Source organism: Kordia sp. E (assembly GCF_056033805.1).
Genome location: NZ_JBRASR010000002.1, coordinates 1,405,252 through 1,425,562 on the forward strand (window position 1 = coordinate 1,405,252; position 20,311 = coordinate 1,425,562).

21 protein-coding genes are annotated in these 20,311 nt (G+C 30.5%); 9 read left to right on the forward strand and 12 right to left on the reverse strand.

What is annotated here, in order from left to right; translation table 11 throughout:
- Positions 1 to 32: 32 nt before the first annotated feature.
- Positions 33 to 995: an endonuclease/exonuclease/phosphatase family protein gene (locus ACUUYC_RS09250; RefSeq protein WP_474265430.1), complete on the reverse strand. Its 963-nt coding sequence runs from the start codon at positions 993 to 995 to the stop codon at positions 33 to 35.
- Positions 996 to 1,079: 84 nt separating this feature from the next.
- Between ACUUYC_RS09250 and hflX the strand changes: the two genes are divergently transcribed.
- The 4 genes from hflX (at position 1,080) to ACUUYC_RS09270 (ending at position 3,100) form a co-directional block, all read left to right on the forward strand.
- Complete coding sequence (gene hflX, locus ACUUYC_RS09255) at positions 1,080 to 2,291, forward strand: GTPase HflX (protein WP_474265431.1); 1,212 nt, start codon at positions 1,080 to 1,082, stop codon at positions 2,289 to 2,291.
- Between the two features lie 225 nt (positions 2,292 to 2,516).
- The gene (locus ACUUYC_RS09260) at positions 2,517 to 2,672 is read left to right on the forward strand and encodes a hypothetical protein (protein WP_474265432.1); all 156 of its coding nucleotides are present in this window, start codon (positions 2,517 to 2,519) and stop codon (positions 2,670 to 2,672) included.
- 26 nt (positions 2,673 to 2,698) lie between these two features.
- Positions 2,699 to 2,869, forward strand: coding sequence for a hypothetical protein (locus ACUUYC_RS09265; RefSeq protein ID WP_474265433.1), 171 nt, complete (start codon positions 2,699 to 2,701; stop codon positions 2,867 to 2,869).
- Between the two features lie 63 nt (positions 2,870 to 2,932).
- Complete coding sequence (locus ACUUYC_RS09270; RefSeq protein ID WP_474265434.1) at positions 2,933 to 3,100, forward strand: hypothetical protein; 168 nt, start codon at positions 2,933 to 2,935, stop codon at positions 3,098 to 3,100.
- 468 nt (positions 3,101 to 3,568) lie between these two features.
- Here the strand turns inward: ACUUYC_RS09270 and ACUUYC_RS09275 are convergent, their stop codons facing one another.
- From ACUUYC_RS09275 to ACUUYC_RS09310, 8 genes are all read right to left on the reverse strand, one after another.
- Positions 3,569 to 3,760, reverse strand: a complete 192-nt coding sequence (locus ACUUYC_RS09275) for a hypothetical protein (RefSeq protein ID WP_474265435.1) — start codon at positions 3,758 to 3,760, stop codon at positions 3,569 to 3,571.
- A gap of 194 nt (positions 3,761 to 3,954) precedes the next feature.
- Positions 3,955 to 4,161, reverse strand: coding sequence for a hypothetical protein (locus ACUUYC_RS09280; RefSeq protein ID WP_474265437.1), 207 nt, complete (start codon positions 4,159 to 4,161; stop codon positions 3,955 to 3,957).
- Positions 4,162 to 4,433: 272 nt separating this feature from the next.
- The gene (locus ACUUYC_RS09285) at positions 4,434 to 5,027 is read right to left on the reverse strand and encodes a hypothetical protein (protein WP_474265438.1); all 594 of its coding nucleotides are present in this window, start codon (positions 5,025 to 5,027) and stop codon (positions 4,434 to 4,436) included.
- A 14-nt stretch (positions 5,028 to 5,041) separates the two neighbouring features.
- On the reverse strand, positions 5,042 to 5,716 hold the full coding sequence (locus ACUUYC_RS09290; RefSeq protein WP_474265439.1) for a helix-turn-helix domain-containing protein: 675 nt from the start codon (positions 5,714 to 5,716) through the stop codon (positions 5,042 to 5,044).
- 608 nt (positions 5,717 to 6,324) lie between these two features.
- The gene (locus ACUUYC_RS09295) at positions 6,325 to 6,513 is read right to left on the reverse strand and encodes a hypothetical protein (RefSeq protein WP_474265440.1); all 189 of its coding nucleotides are present in this window, start codon (positions 6,511 to 6,513) and stop codon (positions 6,325 to 6,327) included.
- A 2-nt stretch (positions 6,514 to 6,515) separates the two neighbouring features.
- Entirely contained in the window at positions 6,516 to 6,992 is a 477-nt protein-coding gene (locus ACUUYC_RS09300; protein WP_474265441.1) for a hypothetical protein, read from the reverse strand.
- 19 nt (positions 6,993 to 7,011) lie between these two features.
- On the reverse strand, positions 7,012 to 8,445 hold the full coding sequence (locus tag ACUUYC_RS09305; protein ID WP_474265442.1) for a hypothetical protein: 1,434 nt from the start codon (positions 8,443 to 8,445) through the stop codon (positions 7,012 to 7,014).
- A 528-nt stretch (positions 8,446 to 8,973) separates the two neighbouring features.
- A complete protein-coding gene (locus tag ACUUYC_RS09310; protein ID WP_474265443.1) occupies positions 8,974 to 9,468 on the reverse strand; it encodes a hypothetical protein in 495 nt (164 codons plus the stop codon).
- A gap of 256 nt (positions 9,469 to 9,724) precedes the next feature.
- On the opposite strand from ACUUYC_RS09310, the gene ACUUYC_RS09315 reads away from it, so the two are divergent.
- The 5 genes from ACUUYC_RS09315 to ACUUYC_RS09335 all read left to right on the forward strand — a co-directional run bounded on the left by ACUUYC_RS09315 (position 9,725) and on the right by ACUUYC_RS09335 (position 16,177).
- Complete coding sequence (locus ACUUYC_RS09315; protein ID WP_474265444.1) at positions 9,725 to 11,446, forward strand: helix-turn-helix domain-containing protein; 1,722 nt, start codon at positions 9,725 to 9,727, stop codon at positions 11,444 to 11,446.
- 114 nt (positions 11,447 to 11,560) lie between these two features.
- Positions 11,561 to 11,722 carry a hypothetical protein gene (locus tag ACUUYC_RS09320; RefSeq protein WP_474265445.1) on the forward strand — a complete coding sequence of 54 codons (162 nt, stop codon included), beginning with the start codon at positions 11,561 to 11,563 and terminating at the stop codon, positions 11,720 to 11,722.
- Positions 11,723 to 11,726: 4 nt separating this feature from the next.
- Positions 11,727 to 13,940 (forward strand): prolyl oligopeptidase family serine peptidase, encoded by a 2,214-nt coding sequence (locus tag ACUUYC_RS09325; protein ID WP_474265446.1) that lies wholly within the window; start codon positions 11,727 to 11,729, stop codon positions 13,938 to 13,940.
- A 3-nt stretch (positions 13,941 to 13,943) separates the two neighbouring features.
- Positions 13,944 to 14,456, forward strand: a complete 513-nt coding sequence (locus tag ACUUYC_RS09330; RefSeq protein ID WP_474265447.1) for a hypothetical protein — start codon at positions 13,944 to 13,946, stop codon at positions 14,454 to 14,456.
- 38 nt (positions 14,457 to 14,494) lie between these two features.
- On the forward strand, positions 14,495 to 16,177 hold the full coding sequence (locus ACUUYC_RS09335) for a S8 family serine peptidase (protein WP_474265448.1): 1,683 nt from the start codon (positions 14,495 to 14,497) through the stop codon (positions 16,175 to 16,177).
- Between the two features lie 88 nt (positions 16,178 to 16,265).
- On the opposite strand, the gene ACUUYC_RS09340 is transcribed toward ACUUYC_RS09335, so the two are convergent.
- From ACUUYC_RS09340 to ACUUYC_RS09350, 3 genes are all read right to left on the reverse strand, one after another.
- Entirely contained in the window at positions 16,266 to 17,561 is a 1,296-nt protein-coding gene (locus ACUUYC_RS09340; protein WP_474265449.1) for a hypothetical protein, read from the reverse strand.
- Positions 17,562 to 17,969: 408 nt separating this feature from the next.
- On the reverse strand, positions 17,970 to 18,686 hold the full coding sequence (locus tag ACUUYC_RS09345; protein ID WP_474265450.1) for a response regulator transcription factor: 717 nt from the start codon (positions 18,684 to 18,686) through the stop codon (positions 17,970 to 17,972).
- Complete coding sequence (locus ACUUYC_RS09350; RefSeq protein ID WP_474265451.1) at positions 18,686 to 20,080, reverse strand: sensor histidine kinase; 1,395 nt, start codon at positions 20,078 to 20,080, stop codon at positions 18,686 to 18,688. The genes ACUUYC_RS09345 and ACUUYC_RS09350 overlap by 1 nt, the downstream gene beginning before the upstream one ends.
- Between the last annotated feature and the right edge of the window lie 231 nt (positions 20,081 to 20,311).

Below are 20,311 nucleotides of genomic sequence, written 5' to 3' on the forward strand. Positions count from 1 at the left end.
TACTTTAACACTTAAGTTATAAAAAATGAAGCTTATAGGTTAAATTTCAATTTTACGTATACAGGGAAGTGATCACTATAACCGCCTAAATATTTTCTACCTGCATAAGTTCTAAAAGGAGTTCCTTCATATCTTCCTTTCCAATTAGTTAAGAAATGGTCGTCAAAAACATCTGCAGAAGCGAAACTATGAGTTCCTTTTTTATAGTTGAAGAAGTTTGTTGAAAAAATAATCTGATCAAAGAGATTCCATTCGCCTCTATAGTTAAGACTACCTTTATATATAGTCAATAGTTTTTCCATCGGATTGTACAAATCTGCACTCATTAAATGTTCTTTGATACTTGCATCTGTTGGATTGTCATTAAAATCGCCCATTACTATAATATGAGGGTCAAATTCAGTATCCTGAATACTTTCTATTTTTTCTCGGACAACTTGTGCTGCTTTAATACGTTTGTGAGCAGTTTCACTTGAACCATCTCTTCGTGATGACCAATGGTTTACAAATATGTGTATATCTTCACCATGCATTATACCTTTTACATATAATGTATCTCTAGTATAATCGCGTACTCCTTCATCATCATATAGTAAGACAGGTATCGATTCTGAATGAGTTACTTCAAAATGATCTTTCTGGTATAATAATCCTACATCAATACCTCTTTCGTCAGGTGAATCATAATGTACAAAGTCGTAATCGAACTTTTGTAGTCTTTCCGAATCAACTAAGTCAGAAAGTACTTTTTTGTTTTCTACCTCAGCCACACCAACAAGTACAGGCGCGTTTTCAGTTTCATCATAGCCCAAGCTAGAAATAGCTGAACTTAATTTATAGAGTTTTTTTTCATAACGTTTAGGAGTCCAATTGCGATCCGATTCTGGCAAAAAGTCATTATCCAATACATTTTTATCATCAACAGTATCAAATAGGTTTTCAAGATTGTAAAATGCAATTGTGTGATACGAATGATTCGTTGTTTTATTCTCCATATTATATGTAAAAATCTATTTATAAGATATAAATGTACTAAAATCAAAAAAGGAATTGTGTAACTTTGTTTTTTAATTTGATTTATGATAGAAAAGAAAACCATTAAATACGAACGCGCCGTATTGGTAGGAGTTATTACAAAAACACAAGATGAAACCAAATCTCAAGAATATTTGGACGAACTTGAATTTTTGACATATACTGCTGGTGGCGAAGTCGTAAAGCGATTTACACAAAAGATGGAAGTTCCCAACCCAAAAACATTTATTGGGACAGGAAAAATGGAAGAAGTAGAACAATTTGTAATTGCAAATGATATTGGCTCGGTTATTTTCGATGATGAATTATCACCAGGACAACAACGAAATATTGAACGTTTGTTGAAATGTAAGATTATTGATAGAACAGGGTTAATTCTAGACATTTTTGCACAACGCGCACAAACTAGTTATGCACGAACGCAGGTAGAATTGGCACAATACCAATACTTATTACCACGATTAACAGGATTATGGACACACTTGGAACGTCAACGAGGTGGAATTGGAATGCGTGGACCTGGAGAAACGGAAATTGAAACGGATAGACGTATTGTTCGAGATAAAATTGTTTTATTGAAAAATAAAATGAAAACGATTGACAAGCAAATGGCTGTCCAACGTGGAAATAGAGGTGCATTAATCCGTGTAGCTTTGGTAGGATATACCAATGTTGGAAAATCTACATTAATGAATGTCATTAGTAAAAGTGCCGTATTTGCCGAAAATAAATTATTCGCTACGTTAGATACAACGGTTCGTAAAGTGGTGATTGGAAATCTTCCATTTCTATTAAGTGACACCGTAGGATTTATTCGAAAATTACCAACACAATTGGTCGATTCATTCAAAAGCACGTTAGATGAAGTACGTGAAGCAGATTTACTATTACATATAGTTGATATTTCACATCCTAATTTTGAAGATCATATTGAATCCGTGAATCAAATTTTAGGTGAAATTAAAAGTGCTGATAAACCAGTTGTAATGGTTTTTAATAAGATTGATGCCTATACACACGAAACTATTGATACTGACGATTTGATTACCGAAAAAACCAAAGCGCATTATACGTTGGACGACTGGAAACGTACTTGGATGAGTGCTATGGGTGAAAATGCATTGTTTATTTCTGCTATTAATAAAGAAAACATAGATGAGTTTAAACGTAAAGTATATAATGTAGTACGTGAAATACACATTACACGTTTTCCATATAATAATTTCTTGTATCCAGATTATGAAGAATTAGGGTAACTACTTTAATATCATTGTAAAAAAATAGCGGATCGTATATACGATCCGCTATTTTTTTTTAAATTTATAACAGAATCAGATTATTCAGATTCAAAAAACCTTCCCCTTTATTTTTTTAAAACTGTTGCACTATAATGCGTTTTTATTACAAAAACAGCATTGTGGTTTTAATACGTGGTATCCGAAAAACGCAAGAGTAGGAGCAACAACCAAAAACTTAGTAGTATGAAAAAAAGTTTGCAAAAATTGACCTTAAACAAAAGTGCCATTTCAAATTTATCTCAAAAAATTAAAGGAGGACTTCGAAAAGATGTTACCATTCCAACAAATGATCCGACAGCAAACACGGGATGTTTTGATTGCCCACCTAACACATTTTAATAATTAAATAACCAAAAACTAATAACATGAAAAAAAACTTCAAAAAATTAACGCTAAACAAAAAGCAAGTATCTGATTTATCTGCAAGAATTAAAGGTGGACGTAGAAAACCTATAGACACAGTTGATACATATACAACAGGTCCAACGGGACCAACGGCACAAACATGGTGCTATATCTGTCCACCTGAACTATAATGTAACCAATACGTGGTATCCGAAAAACGCAAGAGTAGGAAATAATTAAGAAAACTTAGTAGTATGAAAAAAAGTCTAAAAAAGTTAGCATTAAACAAAAAAGCAGTATCAAACTTAACGGTAAAAGTTATTGGAGGTAGAGGTGGTAATACAGGAGGACCACTTACGTGTACAGATCCAACATTGAGAACATTATGTTTCCATTGTCCACCAAAACAGCAGGAACGCTAATTATAAAATATATAAGACGTAAAACCCTCAATTTATACAATTGAGGGTTTTTTATGATAAGCGAACTGAAGTTCACATATTTTAATTACTAGTCTATTGGTCATGACATTTTCTACGATTGGTGCCACAACACCTAGAAGCATTAGTCTCAGTACATTGTGTAGGGACAACACTAACAGTAGGCAAAACTCCCCCAATAATTGAAAGTGTTAAGCTTGAAATAGATTTTTTGTTAAGCTTAAGTGATTTAAAATTCTGTTTTTTCATGATAATTATATTTTAAAGTTTACATAAAAATAGCTAATTACCTTACAAATAAGGAGAAAAGTACATCGACATTTATGAATCATAAGCATAAAACGAATTACTTATGATAAGACCGTAATTAGTAATCAGACAATAGAATTACGAATAAAAAAAGCGAACCGAAGTTCGCTAATTAAATATCTGATATATACATTGTTTACCTTAATAGCTATCACAATGAACATTACAAGATAGTCCTCCAGAGTAATCTGATGGTTCTTGTTCCTCTTCTTCTTCCTCACGACAACCTGTGTAGTAGTAAGATGCGGAAAGAGCTCCTCCTTTTATTTTGTTACTAAAATTAGAAATAGATTTTTTGTTAAGATTTAATGAATTGAGATTCTTTTTTTTCATAATAAATGATTTTAAAAAATTAATAATAATCAAATAAAAGAATATCCTATTGGGAATAAAAAGAATGTAATAGACGGTTTATGAACCGTCAACAAGAGCGTGTAACTATGAAAAAAAAAGCACAAAAAAAGCGAACCGAAGTTCGCTTTGCGTAAATTAAACCTTTATCCTTATATAATTAATAGCTCCACAAATTAACATCCTATTACAGTTTGTGGGCATATATAATAAGAAGGAATACAAATTGTTTGAATTGTACCACATGTCTCGTAGCACGATTTATAATACTTATTGGTAAATAAACATGTAGCTCCTGTAACTCCACCTTTAGATGCTTCTATTTTTAAACTAGAGATTGTTTTTCTGTTTAGAATTAAACTTTTAAGATTCTTCTTTTTCATAATAAATGATTTTAAAATTAATAATGAAATGAAGGTAAGTCTATGAAAAAATTAAAACAAGAATCATTACATGTGGTTCATAAATCAGAGGTTATTAAAACGATGGCTATATTGCAACAATTGGACTGTTGCCGAATGTATTTATAAGTATTCCGAATATAGCTGTCAAAACGTTCACTTTCTTTATTAATAGCTAAGTCTGTTGAAGTTTAAGGTAGCAAAGCGACTTCTTTGCTTTATGATTTTTGAAGATTGAAATGGCTTACGTTTTCTTAACGGTGCATAAACTGCATCACTTTACCATTAATTTTAGATGCTCCGTCAACTATAGTGACACTACTAATTTTTTCGGCATAATAAATACCTTTTTCCTTTTCAATAATGTCCAATTGTAAAATTACTTTTTTCTGTTCCTTGTGTAAATCTCTATACGTAAAATGTTTTATTTTTTCATAAGCTTTTTCGCTTAAAGAAACCATAATCCTTTTTTCTCCTTCTATGTATACATATATCTGAGGAGCCGTTAAAATTTTGTGTTTTTCTAGGTTGACTACATATTTATATAACTCTATGCTACCTTTATATTTTTCAGGATTTGCGAGGAAGCTATCCAATTCCTTTACTAAACTTTGATATTGTTCTTCGGTAGCTCCATGAAAATTTGTCAAGGAAACAGACATAAAAGTAAGAACTCCTGTTGTTTCAGAATACTTTGGCTTTACAGCACAAGAAAAAAATAATGTAATACAGATTAATGTAACTATATGCTTCATATTATCACTTAAAAAAATCAATTTAATAAATAAATAGCAAAGCGGTACAGCCAACCAAACTTTTACCGCTTTACTATTATGAACAGCACCCAACCCAAATTATATTTTTAATCACTAATTATTTCATTTTGCTGTTTCAAAAAACTAGACACCGTTTCTCCTGTTCTTTTTTGAAACGCTTTTGAGAAAGCGTTGGCAGTTGTAAACCCAGCTTCTTCTGCCATGGCTTTCACCGTATATTTTCGGTAGCTAGAATTACTTTTTAGTTTATCAATGCTATATTGAATGCGTAAATCATTGATGTAATTCCGAAACGAGGTTACTTTATGTGTATTGACTACTTTAGATAAATACCGAGTATTGGTTTTTATTTTTTTAGCAAATTCATGCAGTGTAATTTTAGAAACTAAGAATCCTCTTTCTTTTTCAAATTGTTGTAACTCATATAAAATTGTTGTTACAATCGTAGGATCAATATCTAACTGCTGATCATCTTTTTTAGAATTTTGTTGAACAATACGCTGTTGACTTTCTAGTAGTTTCATGATTTTTTGCAGTCGTGTATCGCCTCTTTTATTTAAAAAACATACTAACCCAAATAATAATATTAATAGAACTATAATTGCTGCGAGTACATAGGTACGTATTTCAAAAGCTTGTTGTTTTTCAAGCAACTCTTGTATCAACTGTTGCTGTGCTTCTTGAGTTTCTAGTGTAATTGCATATCCAAAATTGGGTATACAACAGCAAACAAGCAATAGGATTATATATGTAAATTTCATAGTGTGTTTAATTAAAATATTTAATAACAGTTAGGGGTAGCATTTGTTATTTTTAACTCATAACTCATAACTCATAACTCATAACTCATAACTCATAACTCATTAAGTTCCTTTTCAATTTCTTGATCTACTTCATTTTTCAACTTGGGTTTCTCTTTTAGTTTCAACAGCATTTTTACAAACACAATTGTAGCTATACTAATGAGTATGATTTCTATAATAATAATGCACGCTAAAAACGTTTTATTGGTATTCATTTTATGTATTTCATTAATGTTAACGGCTATCAACAGCAATGAATGAGGTCTTGAAAAAAGCCATGCCTATAGCAGGCTATGCTATTTAAGCACGGCTTTTAGGGTAATTATGAAAAAAGTGAAAACTGCTTAGTTCTTTTTTTTAAAGATTTTTAAATAAATAGCATATGAAATAGTTATGATTAAGATCACTATTTGTAACCAAAAATAATTATCCTCTTTGTCAAGAAATTGAATGATAAATATTAAAATTAATGGTACATATGGAAATATTTTATTCATATTTTACATCTTTTGTACAAGCAATGAGAATTTAGTTTTAAAAAATCTAAAAACGCACAATTAAACTTATTACTCATTTTGCAACTTCTTCAACTTCTCTCTATTCAATTGTGTTTGTGAATCCATTAGCTTAAATAGTTTTAATACGAGTTTAATGCCAAACACAATAAATGTAATGAGTAGCGCTACAATAAGTATTTGATAACCCATTAAAAAAATTCCGAATGCTCCAAAAGAATCATTTATAGTTGTTTCCATGGTTATTGTTTCTTTTTAGTAGAATCTTTAACTTTTTGCTTCATTCCCAAAAGACTATCTAGTTGTTTGTCTAAACCGCCACCAGTAATGAATTTTTTTAAATCTGTCATGTTGTCCATATTTAAACCGTCAGCTCCTTTAGCTCTATTCAATTCAAATGGCTTTTTAAGATTAGGAAAATTATAATCTAAGCCTAGCATCACTAATAATTGCTTTTTTGTATAATTATTTACAAAAAAAGAATCCATGCGCCTTTCAATGAGATCAATTTTTATATCCTTTTTTAAAGATTTAGAAATTGCAAAAAGAATAGAGTCTTCATTTTTAATAGTTGAATATTCTTTATTAGAAAGATTGAATCTATCTTTTACTAATTCCCTACTTTGTTTTTTCTCTGACATACTTGTAAAGGGCTTATATGAATTACATGCTAGTAAAAGCAAAAAGCAAAGAAATATAAAATATTGTTTTGTTCTCATTTGATTATTAATTTATTGATTAATCTTCTTTAAAATACCAAATACTGTATTGAGTTTTCATTTCGCCAGTTGTAAGGTCATAACTAATAACAATGTTTATGGCTTTGTCTACTGTAACTAATTCACCAAAACATCGAATTCCTATTTCCATACTTCCCTCAACTTCAATTCTCAAGCTATTTGTATCTGTATCAATTGTTATCTCTGGAGAAGATTCAACATTTGTAATAGACTCTGTATCAAGCTGCGTCCATTTGTAAAAAGTAGTATTCCCAATTAAAATTGTTCTTATACCGAGTATATTAGAAGCATTCATAGGTATATTTGGTTCAGGGCTTGATATCTTAACCGATGCTCTTATTGAAGCTTGCGGAAAAGAACTAAATTCCATAGTATGGTAGTCCCTTCTTGTATTATCTTGAGGGCTTAATTCAGAACTTTCAAAAGTAAAGTTATTAGTAGTTAAACTATCGAAATATTCTTCCACCTCTTCTGATGAATTAAAATTAGGTGCATTTTCTAATTCTCGATCATTACTATATTCCCAATTCCCTGCTCCTAAGACTTCATCTATTCGATTTGATAATTCCTGTATTTCCTGTTTTGTCAACGGCGTAGTTACAATTTCATCATCATTATTATCATTTGGATTGTTTGGAGATGTAGTAGTTCCGCCATTGGTAGTATTATTTGAAGGATCACTTGATGCGTTTGGATTGCTAGTAGTCGTTGTAGTTGTGCCACTACTTCCTGTAGTAGTAGGCGGACACCAAATACTAACTACATTATATACTTCACATTCTGTTTCGCCAGAATCAGGATCTATAATGTGCTGACATTGGCTATTTTGCCCATATACATGAGTCCCTCCATCTGGTGTTATATGGTATGTTGTTACACTAATTGTACATGGAAGCGAATTATTTTCAGCTAATAAGTCTGAAAAATCACCCTCAATAGGTGTTACTATAGTTTCGTGAGAAGTACTCACATGTCCTGTAGTTAATAGTTCTTGTAGTTGTACTGGACTATACTGATATTTCATAATAACAACACTGAGTTCTTGTGTGTCATTGTTTACCGATAATACTAAGTTTTCCAATTCAGTACTTACTTCATTGTCACGACTAATAGCAAAGGTGTACGAATAGCCGCTACCATCACTTTTTTCTACATATTTGGCAACACTCGTATCTACTGTAAAGTCGTTATTGTCATTTTCAAAACTTGCGTTGTTTCTGTTTTGTGTTAGTCCTCTTAGTTTTCCACTAATGATACTGTTGCTTTCAATTTCGCTAGTATATACCAAACGTGAAGAGAAAGGTGCTTGTTTAGTTTCGTTTAAGACTTCGTCTTGAACGTCTAAAGCAGTATCCTTTTCACAGTTTACAAATAGCGTTGTTGTAAGAAATAGCAACATAAGTTTAAAGGTAATTAATTTAATTGTTTTCATTGATATTGGTTTTTTTAAATACGCCTACTCATTCGTTTTTCGGCATCCACGACTGTTTTTTTTAATAGTAGTTAGTATTGAGACATGAGTATTGAGATCGTTTTTTAAGTCTCATTACTCAATACTAATGCCTCACTACTACCGAAGGAAAAGCATCCTTATAAAAACATTTGCCGCGATGTGTATTTTGAACGCTACTTAACTTTTTCTTTTTCTTGAAAATCAAGATGAGTTCATAAAAAATACCTATCTTTGATGTGCAGATCGTAGGCAAATGTTTATTTGTTTACTTAGAACTCTCACCACTGGTGGGAGTTTTTTTATGTTTTTACCCCATGTTGGTATGGGTGTATCCCTTGCCAAGAGGTTTTTATGTAGTACTAAAGTATTTGTAAGTATTAAAGTGACGTTTATTTTTATTATTTTAATGATTATAAACCCTTTTTTACGGCTTTTAAGCGTCATTTTAATAGTTGTAATTATTATTTTAATACTTCTTTTTATTAAAATAGTACTTCCATGTATTACTTAACTACTTGGAGTGGTTGTTTCATCGGGTGTATTAGTTCTTGAAGTCCTTTTAAAGAGTATTTTCATGTCTTCATATACGGTTTTGGCTCCTGCTTCGTTTTCACCTGCCAAGTACCGCATCGTTCTGTAGAAGCTTAGCGTATTAGTATAGTTGTCATGATCTAAAAGAGTTTTGGTATCTAGTAATTGTTGTGTTAAGTTTTCAAGGAGTTGTACGCGCCCTTCTATTTGCTTGCGTGCTGTATAATCTTTATCAAACTCTACTTTATCTATAAAATTAGGAATCCAATTTGGATGTTGTTCCATATGATTTTTGGCTTTATCAACAATTAGTTTATTTTGATTGGCTATACGTCCATATTGTCGGCGTTGGTCAGGTGTAATGTTTACAGTTTTTCCTGCAAGTATTTGTTGAATGCCATCTAAGTGTACATCTAAATTGGTGAGTTCTTCGGGAGTAAACTCAATACTGATTAAATTTTCTAATGCCATGTTTTTTTGTTTTAAGGATTATACTTTACTTTATAAATCTGAGTTATGGTAAGAAGTAGTTTTATTTATTAAGATTTCGCTTGTTAAAATTAAAACTGTTATTTTAGCTATCAGATTTTTTTGATGGTGTAAATGTATACTGAGTAGGTTATTATTTGCAAAACATATAAGTTTAGATTCAAGAATTTAAACCTAAAATCAAGAATATGGAGTGTTTTTTAATAATACACTACTAATAAATTAAAAAAAATATTTAATGTTAAGAGAAGTAACCTTTAAATATCTATTCAATTTAATTACATTTTTCACTTTCTTTTTTTCTTATTCCCAAGAAAGGAGTTTTGTTATTCCTGATTCACTTAAAAATAAATCATTTAGTGAAATCCGAACTAGTTTTATTAAAAATTCCAAGAATAAAAAATTAGCAATATTATATGCAAAATCTCTTTTAAAAAAAGGGAAAGCTGAAAACAATACTATCTATACAGCTGAAGGATATAGATTGATGTTTGTAGTAGAAAAAAATCATGAAAAGCGATTGAAATATATTGATAGTGCTATTGTAATGAGTAAAGACTCTAAACATTTTTATTACCCTGCAATTTTATTTATGAATAAAGGAGTTGCCTTAAGCGAAAAAGGGGAGCATGAGGTAGCTTTAGAAAACTACCTTGAAGCGATTCATTATTCTAAAATAGTAAAAAATGAAGATTATATTTATTATAACCTTCATAACATAGGTTTATTGAAGAGAAAATTAGGAGAATATTCTGAAGCTATTAATATTTTTAATCAATGTATGAAATTTGAAGAGTTAAAAGAAAATAAAACTTCTGCCGATTCAATTAGTTATGTTGTAACTGGAATAGAGCTTTCAAAAACATTTACTTTAAATAATCAAATTGACTCTTCAGAATATTATATAAAAAAAGTCACTCCTTTTTTGATTAATAAAAATGATGGAAATTTTTATGCACTCTACTTTACCAAAGGTCTAAATGAATATTTCAAAAAAAATTATCAATCATCCATAGATATATTGAACAAATGTGCTGATTATGCTTCTAAAAATAAAATTGCATTGTATTCTGATGAAGAATTTTATCCTGAAGTTTATTATTATTTAGCAGAAAACTATAGTAAACTTAAGGATAAAGATAAACCTATACTTTTTGCTAAGAAAATAGATTCTTGTTATGAGTTGCATAAAGTCCCAAGCAGGGAAATTAGAAAGGCTTATGAAATTTTAATGAAATACTACAAAGAGAAGAAAGATTATAAAAAGCAATTATTATATATAGAGAAGTTATTATCTGTGGATAGCTTATTATTATATGATTATAAGGCATTGAATAAATCTATGAATAAGGAGTTTGATACTCCAAACCTTATTAACGAAAAAGAAGAGGTTATTTTTAGTCTTCGTAAAACGAATAAGCGATCAAATAATGGTTTATTAATTCTTACTCTCCTTTTAATTTTTGTAGGATTAATAGCATGGTTTTATTATCAAAGAAAACAAACTTTCAAACAGCGATTTGAAGAATTAGTGAGTATAAGAGAACCTGTTGTCATTAATGATGATAAAAAAACAGGAAAAAAATCTGTTAATATTAACGAAACTGTTCTAAATCAAATTTTGAGTACTTTAGAAGAATTTGAGAGAGATAAGAAGTTTACAGCAAGAAAAATAACGTTGGCATCATTGGCAAAAGATTTTGAAACAAATCCTAGATATCTTTCTCTTGTTGTAAATGAATATAAAAACAAAAGTTTTTCTAATTATATGACAGACTTAAGAATCAATTATGCAATTGATAAGTTAAAAACAGATAAAGTTTTTAGAAAATATGCTATAAAGGCAATTGCTTTTGATGTAGGTTTTAATAATACTCAATCTTTTTCAAACGCTTTTTATAAAAAAACCGGAATTTATCCTTCATATTTCATAAAAAAACTAGATGAGTCAAGGTGTTGAAAAATAGGTGCTTAAGGGTTTAAATTCTTGAATTTAAAGGTATACTTAGTTTTGTTGTTAAATTTGAATCATTATTGTTCTAAATTTGTCACAAACATTTAAATATTATAAAAAATGAAAAAACAGAAAAAACTAAATTTAGGTAAATTGCAAATTGCAAAATTGCAAAAATTAAACAATGTAATTGGGGGAACAGATGGCGTACCGACAAAAAAAAGTAGGGATGCTGGTCCAATGTGTATGCCAGATTTAACTGTAGAAGGGGTAAATTGTTAGAAGTATGGTTAGAAAATTAATATATCTTTTCCTTAGCATACTTTTTGTAACTTCTTGTTCCAAAGAAAAACAAGTATATCGTTCTAAGCCTATAAAAGGAATAAATGTTGTAGATATTCATCATGGTATGGAATTAAATGATCCATACAGAAATTTGGAAAATTTAAAAGATACTACTGTTTTAAATTGGATGAATGAACAAAATTTATATGCAGAAAATATAATTGAACATTTAATAGGAAGAAATCGTTTAATCCAAATTCAAAAAGAGATTGATGAAAGTGAAGTTCATAGTGTAAGACAAATTAGGGCAATATACTCTGGGAAATATTTTTATTTAAAAAAGTTCGCTAAGGAAAACGTATTTAATTTATACTATAGAGATAGTCTTCTTGGAAAAGAAAAAGAGATTTTTAATGTAAGCAAAGACATAAAAGATCATTCTAAAAAAGACTATTTAATAAATTATATAAAACCTAATTGGGAAGGTACTAAAGTTGCTATAAGCCTTTCTGAAAAAGGAAATGAAATCTCTGAAATAATTATTCTTGATACCAAAACAGGCCTTGTTTTACCTAATGTATATTCAAACGCTGCTCCCGCTAGTGTGGGAGGCATTTACTGGCTTTCTGATGATTCAGGATTTATCTGTTCTTATTTACCATATACAGATCCAAATGATAGTAATTTTTGGTTAGAAACTAAATCTTTTCTCTATAAAATTGATAACAATACAGGAGTAGATATTTTATCCAAAAATAATAACTCAGAATTGAATATTAAGATTGAAGATTTTCCCATTGTATACAATTATTCCAAAGATGATGGTTATTTATTTGGAGAGATTTCAGGTTCTTCAGATTATCAGAATATGTATTATATGCCTGAGTCCGAAATTAATTCAAGTAAGCCTAAATGGAAATTGTTATATACAGAATATGAGAAAATATCAAAATTTGTAGTTGTTAATAAAGATATAGTTTATTTAACTTCAAAAAATGCTTCCAATTATAAAATTTGTAAAACCTCTATACTTTCTCCTAATTTTGAAAACCCTGAAGTAATTGTAGACGAAAAAAAAGACGCTGTTATTTCTAATTTTCAAATAACCAAAGATGGATTATTTTATATATTGGTAAAAAATGGTATTGAAGCAAAACTATTTAATGTTAAAAATAACATTACTCAAAAAATTAATTTGCCAGCTCCAGCTAGTAAATTATTTATAGGAAATCAAGGTGTTAATTATTCCGATTTATGGGTAACATCAAGAGGGTGGGTAAATCCATCGATTACATACAAATATGATATTAATAAAAATGAATTCTCTAAACTTAATCTCAACCCTTCTATTTTACCTGAAGGTTTTGAGGATTTGACAATTGAAGAAATTGAAATACCTTCTCATGATGGGGTTATGATTCCCATATCTCTTATTTACAAGGAAGGAATTCAAAAGGATAAAAGTAATCCAACTTTATTCTATGGATATGGTTCATATGGTTCTTCAGTATCTCCATTTTTCTCAACAAGTTTTTTATTATGGGCTAAAGAAGGAGGTATTATAGTAATTCCGCATGTTAGAGGAGGAGGAGAAAAAGGAGATACATGGCACAAAGCAGGAATGAAAACTACAAAACCTAATACATGGAAAGATTTAATAGCTGTAACTGAGTATATGATAGAAAAAAAATATACGACCTCAGAGAAAACAGCGGTTTGGGGAACAAGTGCAGGAGGTATTATGGCGGGGAGAGCTATGACGGAACGTCCTGATTTATTTAAAGTAGTTATTGGACTAGCTCCAGCAATGAACATGGTACGTTCTGAAGTACAACCAAATGGGTTAAACAGTATAAAAGAATTTGGCACTGTAAAAGACTCTACAGAGTTTAGAGCTTTATTAGAAATGGATTCGTATCATAATATAAAAAAGGGAAAAAAATATCCAGCAGTATTAATAATGGCAGGTTTAAAAGATAGTAGAGTAGTAGCATGGGATCCAGCAAAGTTTGTAGCAAAACTTCTGGATGCTAGTAATTCGAAATTACCGATTCTATTTTTAGTAGATACTGATTCTGGACATGGAGGAATAAATACTACTCAAAATAAAATTCATGTAGATTATGCAAATATTTTTTCTTTTGCCTTCTGGCAAACAGGTCATCCCGATTTTAAATTAGATACGGAAGCTGCTTTTGGCAATAAAAAAGAATAACACATGTACATCTTTTGGTCACTTCTCAATGCAGCTTTTGTAATATTATTTTTTGCATTGGTTTTAAGCCTGTTTACAAAAGGCAAAAAGTTATTCAATAACAAATATGGAAACCCAATTATTGTTATTCTTGTAATAGGCATTTTGGGTATGTTTAATGCTAAAGAAAAAGACTTTAATAGCACATATACATTTGCCTATGACGAAGCAATCAAAACAAATAATGGTAGATCGGAAGTTATTAGAATAGAAGAAAATTTAGCATCAACACTACTTGCTATTATTAATTTCAAAGAAGACAATAATGGGAAGTTTACCCCTATTTCAGTACAAACTACATACAATGGATTTATCGGAGGTCATGAATGGGAATTATTGGATGTAATTATAAATTCAAATGATGATGATAGTTTTTCATATGATTTTAGTGGTTTAACACATTGGAGTTTTTTAGGTTTTGAATTATACACACAACAAAAAGATTTTCAAGGAACACTTACCTTAGAAGAATATTAAATAACGTATTCTTATATTTACTATTTAAATAACTTTTCTTGAAATCATTACAATCAATCATTCTACTTTTATGCTGTTGCTTCATCATTGCATGTGCTTCTAAAAAAACACAGGTTAATGCTACTTCAAGTGCAATATTTTCCAAAAAACAAGCACTCACCAAAGAAGACAAGAAAGACTGGCATTTTAAGGATATCTATACAGATTCTATCCCTGGTATTAGTTTAGATAAAGCATATGAAGAACTTCTAAAAGATAAAAAAGGCGATACTATAATCGTTGCTATTATTGATACTGAATTAGATATAGACAATGAAGACTTGAAAAATCAGATTTGGGTAAACAAAGGCGAAATTCCAGATAATAATATTGATGATGACAATAATGGTTATGTGGATGATATACATGGTTGGAATTATGTAGGAAGTAACAAAGAAGAAAGAGGAAGAGCTAGATATTATAATTATTTTGAATATGTACGTATTATAAAAAAGTATGACTCTATATTTAAAAATATTAACTCATCAAAGAATGTTTCTGAGCAAAAAAAAAGAGAGTTTCAAGTATATCAAAATGCATATTTAGCATATAACACTAAACTAAATAAGGTTCGAAGCGACTTAAATAGTTTTGAAATAGCTAAAAAACGTTTCATTGCGGGAGTAGAAATACTTGAGCAATATATACCAGATATTGAAGAACCATATAATATAGAAAGATTAGATTCTTTAAAACTGACTTTAAAAAATAAAGAAGAGGCTGAAAAATTACAGCAGCTTATAGTATATAAAAAATATAAGCACTCTTTAAATACCATGAGTAATCAAATAAGATTCTATAAAGAAACAATTGATTATCAGCTTAATTTTGATTTCAATGAACGTTATTTAACTAATGACAATACGGATGACCTAAGTGATATTCCTTATGGGAATAATAATATTCAAGGTTTCCAACAGTTTAGTCATTCCACTAAAATATCCTCGATAATTGCAGCTACAAGAAATGATACCTTAGTAGAAGGGGTCAATGATAAAGCTAAGATAATGCCTTTAAGTATTTCTGTTTCAGGAAATGAACATGATAAGGATATTGCATTGGCAATCCGTTATGCTGTAGATAATGGAGCAAGGGTCATTAATATGAGTATTGGAAAGGATTTTTCATTACGTCCGCATTGGGTATATGATGCGATCAAATATGCCGCAGATCATAATGTATTAATAGTTACTTCTGCAGGAAATGATAGTTATGATTTAGACAAAATTGAAAATTATCCAAATGATGCTAGAATAGATGGTATTGAATTTGTAAAAAACTTCATTAAAGTTGGAAATACTTCATATAGTTTAGGTGTGAAGTTAGTGAAAGGATCTTCTAATTATGGAAAACAAGAAGTTGATATATTTGCACCTGGCACAAAAATTTCGTGCTTGAATAGGTGGCGAATGACTACCGATACAGGAACTTCATTATCATCCGCAGTTGTAAGTGGTGTGGCAAGTTTATTATTTTCGTATTATCCAAATTTGACTGTGTCCGAAGTAAAACAAATCATTATGAAATCGGGTATTTCGTATGACATTATGGTTAATAAGCCATCCACAAGTAAAGAAAAAGAACTCGTCCCATTCAGCTCACTTTCCAAATCAGGAAAAATAGTGAATGCCTACAATGCTTTACTAATGGCAGAAGAAGTTTCAAAAAAGAAGAAAAAGTAAAATAACCAGAAACAAATAACATGTAAAACACAAAAGCCTTTATCAACTCTGGTAAAGGCTTTTGTGTTTTATGTATGTCAATACAGCATTAATCTTCCTCAATCCACGTACCAACAATTCCGTTTTTTCCTAAGCTATAACCCAATCGGTAACTCCCAGCTTTTTTCATTTCAATAAACTTTCCTGGTGCAGGAATAATTCCGTTATCACGAAGAATAGTATTATATGTTGCCACTTTATTACTTGATAATACTTTTCCGTTTTGTGTAATTGAGTTTCCATCAATTAGTAATTTAACAGCTTCGTCCGTAGAAGTAATAAATCCTTTATTGTGTAAATCCTGAAATACTTTTTTGATTTTTGCATTCAAGCCAATCACTACAATATGGTTTTCTTTTTTATAAAATGAAAAATCTGAACTTGATTGAATTCCCGCATCCAAAAACAATTTTCTATACGATTCATTTTGGCGTTCCGACAATTGTTTTCCATTTACATACAATTTATCTCTTTCGGAAGTCAACGTAATTTCATTGTCCGAATCAATAAGTCCGTCTGCTTTTAGCTTTTTTATTAATTTCGTTTGTGCAGCTGGCCAAATCCAATTCAATGATTTTCCAGCATTAGCTGTATACATTGTTTTAGAATCGCTCAACAAACGTTTAATGTGTGTGCCAACACCACCTTTGTGACGCGCTTCCTTTTCAATACGTTTTGCTTCCATATCCAAACGTTTTGCTTCTCTTTCAATACGTTTAGCATCAAGCTTTGCACGTGCTGTTTCGCGTTTTACTTCTCTTTCTACTCGCTTTGCTATGCGTTCCTTTTCAAGCTCTACACGTTTTGCTTGGCGTTCCAAACGTTTTGCTTCATATTGCATACGATTTGCTTCATGGCGCATACGATCCGCTTCACGTTGCATACGTTCTTTTTCAACATTAGCATTATTTCCAGAAATAATAATCTTAGCATCTTCTCCTAATGCCGTAAATTTTTCAGTTAATTCTTCAGAAGCAATCGTTAAATCAAGCCAGATTCTCAAACTTTTTTCTGTTAACTTAATCTCATACACTTTTTCATCATTGCTCCATTTTGAATATCCTCTGCCAATATCCATGTTTTTTCCACCTAGCTCATTTTGAATAAGTGCCTTTAGTTTTTCATATCTATTTTTAGGAAAACGAGCGCGTAGCTTATAATCATCTTCCGTATAACTTATGGAAATAGAAGTATTGTCTGTCTGTGTAGAACTTCTTGTCGTTGTACGTGAACTTGAACTTGAATTTGATGTTGATGGCGTCGATGGCGGCGTTGGTGGCTCTTGTGCGTTGCTAAATGTGCATGCAAATACGATATATATAATTGTTATAAAATAAGTTTTCATTTGTTCGTTTTTTAATGTTTTTCAATTGTCAAATGTGTTCGCATCGTAAAGGTTTCAATTAGTTTGTTGCTTTTGCGATTGATGCTCGGTTCATTTGTCCGTTTTTTTAATGATTTTTAATTGTCAAATGTGTTCGCATCGTAAAGGTTTCAATTAGTTTGAAGCTTTTGCGATTGATGCTCGGTTCATTTGTTCTTTGTTTAATGATTTTTAACTGTCAAATGTGTTCGCATCATAAAGGTTTCAATTAGTTTGTTGCTTTTGCGATTGATGCTCGGTTCATTTGTTCGTTTTTTAATGTTTTTCAATTGTCAAATGTGTTCGCATCCTAAAGGTTTCAATTAGTTTGAAGCTTTTGAGATTGATGCTCGGTTCATTTGTTCTTTGTTTAATGATTTTTGATGTCTATTATTTATTGATGATCTTAAAAGTCAATCCAACACCGCGTGTACTTTCAATAGCGATTGTTGCATCTTTCTTAAAATACTTCCGAAGTCGGCTAATGAATACATCCATGCTTCGTCCTGAAAAGAAATCATCACTTCCCCAAACATTTTCGAGAACGTCTTCTCGTTTTATCATTTGGTTTTTATTGTCATAGAAATACTGAATTAGTTGCGCTTCTTTTTCAGTAATTCGTTGGGTTTCTCCATTGAGTTTCAATTGATAGTTTACAGTGTCAAAAACATACTTCCCGATCGAATATTCTTGTTCGTTTTTTGATGAAATGTTCGTTTTTTGAGTTCGTTTCAATATGTTTTGTAAGCGTAATACTAAAATATCTGCTTCAAATGGTTTGACGATATAATCGTCGGCTCCGAGTTTTAATCCTCGTATTTTATCTTCTTTCATCTTCTTGGCTGTCAAGAAAATAAATGGAATTTCAGGGTTAAATTGAATCACTTTTTCAGCTAATGAAAAACCATCCAATTTTGGCATCATTACATCAAACACACAAATATCAAATGCATTTGCTTCTTGATGTTCGGTTGCCGTAAAAAATGCCAAGGCTTCTTTACCATCTTTTGCCCAAATCACTTCAAAATTGTGAATGGCTAAGTATTGTTTTAAAATACTTCCGAAATCGTAATCGTCTTCTGCGAGTAAAACTTTGGTTTTTTGCATTAGTTAATTGGTATAGTTATTATAAAAGTGGTTCCTTTTGTGAGTTCGCTTTGAACTGTAATTTTTCCTTGATGTGCATGTACAATTTGATGTGTGTAATACAATCCCAAACCTAGTCCTTTTACATCGTGCACATTTCCGTGACTGACTCTGTAAAACTTGTCAAAAATTTGTGCCTGATCTTTCTCAGAAATCCCTGAACCGTTATCTTGAATCTCAATCACGTATTTGTTGTTTTTCAAACTTGTTTTTAGATGAATTTCTGTTTCATCGTTTCCATACTTCACGGCATTCTCCAAAATATTTAATAAAGCAGTTGTAAAATGAAATGTATCAATGCGTAAAACAACTTCTTCTTCACATACATCATTGATTAACTTTAAAGATTTTTGCTGTGTTGATAGCTTAAAATCGTCTACTAAATTTTTAAAATAAATAGTATCAACAATTGCATCTTTAGACAATACAATATCTTCCGAACTCATACTATTGGTTAATACCTGATCGATGAGTTTTTGTAATCGCGTATTCTGCCTATCAACAATATGTAACGTATTTTCAAATGCTTCTGGTGTATTCTGAATTCCCTTATTTTTCAAGCTTTTTGAAGCTACGCTCAAAGTAGCAAGCGGCGTTTTGAGTTCGTGTGTAATATTATTGATGAAATCAGTTTTGATCTCCGTAATTTTCTTCTGATTAATTAAGTTTTTAATTGAGTAATAGAGCAATCCAACTACAAAAAGAAATAGTAATACTGAGAAAATAAGTAAGGTTGCCATACGACGAAATACAATACTTTTCCAATCCGTAATTAAAATAACATCTTTGGTTTTAATCTCTAAATCAATAGTATTTACAAAGACGCTGTCATTTACTTTCTCTATAAATTCAAACTCTGCAAACGTACGCGCACTTTTAATAGTTTGTGAGTTTTCATCTTCAAACACTTCACCTAAAATGATCAGATTTCGCTGTTCAGGAAGCGGAAAAATAGTGTCAGCTTTTTTCCCGTCAAAAGTTACAATACTTGTTATTTTACGTTGATAACGAATTTTATAACCTAAATCAATACTGTCCAATTCTTTATTATAGCGTTCCATATACTGTGGATTTACGCTATCACCTTTAATTTTTACTTTATGAATTACCTGAGCTTTTGAAATACGCTTATTTTTATAATCGCTCAAACTTTCTTTCAATTCATCACCTATAACATCTGTTAAAGAATCTAACTCTAAATGATTGTCAATATCAGAAATAGCTTCATCCGTTTCCTGAATGAATAACTTCTTTTCTAATTGATACGCATTCTCTATTAAATATCCTTGAATACCCGATAAAGCAATCAATGTTGCAATAGAAGCAATAATTAATATGGTGATTTTATTTTTCATTCAGTTGGTGATGGTTTTACTCGATAATCGAGATTTAAATGCTCCGAGGCTTACCTCTACTTATTATTGTGAACCTCTTGACATATACCTCGCTAATTTGTTTTGAGATAGTTGACTGTTTGTTTTGTCAGATTCAACAATTCAAAAGTAGTAATAACGCAAGTGTTAGCCATAAAAAAGCGAATCGTTAACCGATCATTAACCTTAAAATAGCTTGTAGTTGCAGTGTTT

Excerpts from the sequence above, each read along its gene's own strand:
- ACUUYC_RS09275 (WP_474265435.1), bottom strand. The coding sequence starts at position 3,760 with ATGAAAAAAAAGAATCTCAATTCATTAAATCTTAACAAAAAATCTATT.
- ACUUYC_RS09315 (WP_474265444.1), top strand. The coding sequence starts at position 9,725 with ATGTTAAGAGAAGTAACCTTTAAATATCTATTCAATTTAATTACATTT.
- ACUUYC_RS09320 (WP_474265445.1), top strand. The coding sequence starts at position 11,561 with ATGAAAAAACAGAAAAAACTAAATTTAGGTAAATTGCAAATTGCAAAA.
- hflX (WP_474265431.1), top strand. The coding sequence starts at position 1,080 with ATGATAGAAAAGAAAACCATTAAATACGAACGCGCCGTATTGGTAGGA.
- ACUUYC_RS09300 (WP_474265441.1), bottom strand. The coding sequence starts at position 6,992 with ATGAGAACAAAACAATATTTTATATTTCTTTGCTTTTTGCTTTTACTA.
- ACUUYC_RS09265 (WP_474265433.1), top strand. The coding sequence starts at position 2,699 with ATGAAAAAAAACTTCAAAAAATTAACGCTAAACAAAAAGCAAGTATCT.
- ACUUYC_RS09340 (WP_474265449.1), bottom strand. The coding sequence starts at position 17,561 with ATGAAAACTTATTTTATAACAATTATATATATCGTATTTGCATGCACA.
- ACUUYC_RS09305 (WP_474265442.1), bottom strand. The coding sequence starts at position 8,445 with ATGAAAACAATTAAATTAATTACCTTTAAACTTATGTTGCTATTTCTT.
- ACUUYC_RS09260 (WP_474265432.1), top strand. The coding sequence starts at position 2,517 with ATGAAAAAAAGTTTGCAAAAATTGACCTTAAACAAAAGTGCCATTTCA.
- ACUUYC_RS09345 (WP_474265450.1), bottom strand. The coding sequence starts at position 18,686 with ATGCAAAAAACCAAAGTTTTACTCGCAGAAGACGATTACGATTTCGGA.
- ACUUYC_RS09270 (WP_474265434.1), top strand. The coding sequence starts at position 2,933 with ATGAAAAAAAGTCTAAAAAAGTTAGCATTAAACAAAAAAGCAGTATCA.
- ACUUYC_RS09280 (WP_474265437.1), bottom strand. The coding sequence starts at position 4,161 with ATGAAAAAGAAGAATCTTAAAAGTTTAATTCTAAACAGAAAAACAATC.
- ACUUYC_RS09350 (WP_474265451.1), bottom strand. The coding sequence starts at position 20,080 with ATGAAAAATAAAATCACCATATTAATTATTGCTTCTATTGCAACATTG.
- ACUUYC_RS09325 (WP_474265446.1), top strand. The coding sequence starts at position 11,727 with ATGGTTAGAAAATTAATATATCTTTTCCTTAGCATACTTTTTGTAACT.
- ACUUYC_RS09250 (WP_474265430.1), bottom strand. The coding sequence starts at position 995 with ATGGAGAATAAAACAACGAATCATTCGTATCACACAATTGCATTTTAC.
- ACUUYC_RS09310 (WP_474265443.1), bottom strand. The coding sequence starts at position 9,468 with ATGGCATTAGAAAATTTAATCAGTATTGAGTTTACTCCCGAAGAACTC.
- ACUUYC_RS09295 (WP_474265440.1), bottom strand. The coding sequence starts at position 6,513 with ATGGAAACAACTATAAATGATTCTTTTGGAGCATTCGGAATTTTTTTA.
- ACUUYC_RS09330 (WP_474265447.1), top strand. The coding sequence starts at position 13,944 with ATGTACATCTTTTGGTCACTTCTCAATGCAGCTTTTGTAATATTATTT.
- ACUUYC_RS09290 (WP_474265439.1), bottom strand. The coding sequence starts at position 5,716 with ATGAAATTTACATATATAATCCTATTGCTTGTTTGCTGTTGTATACCC.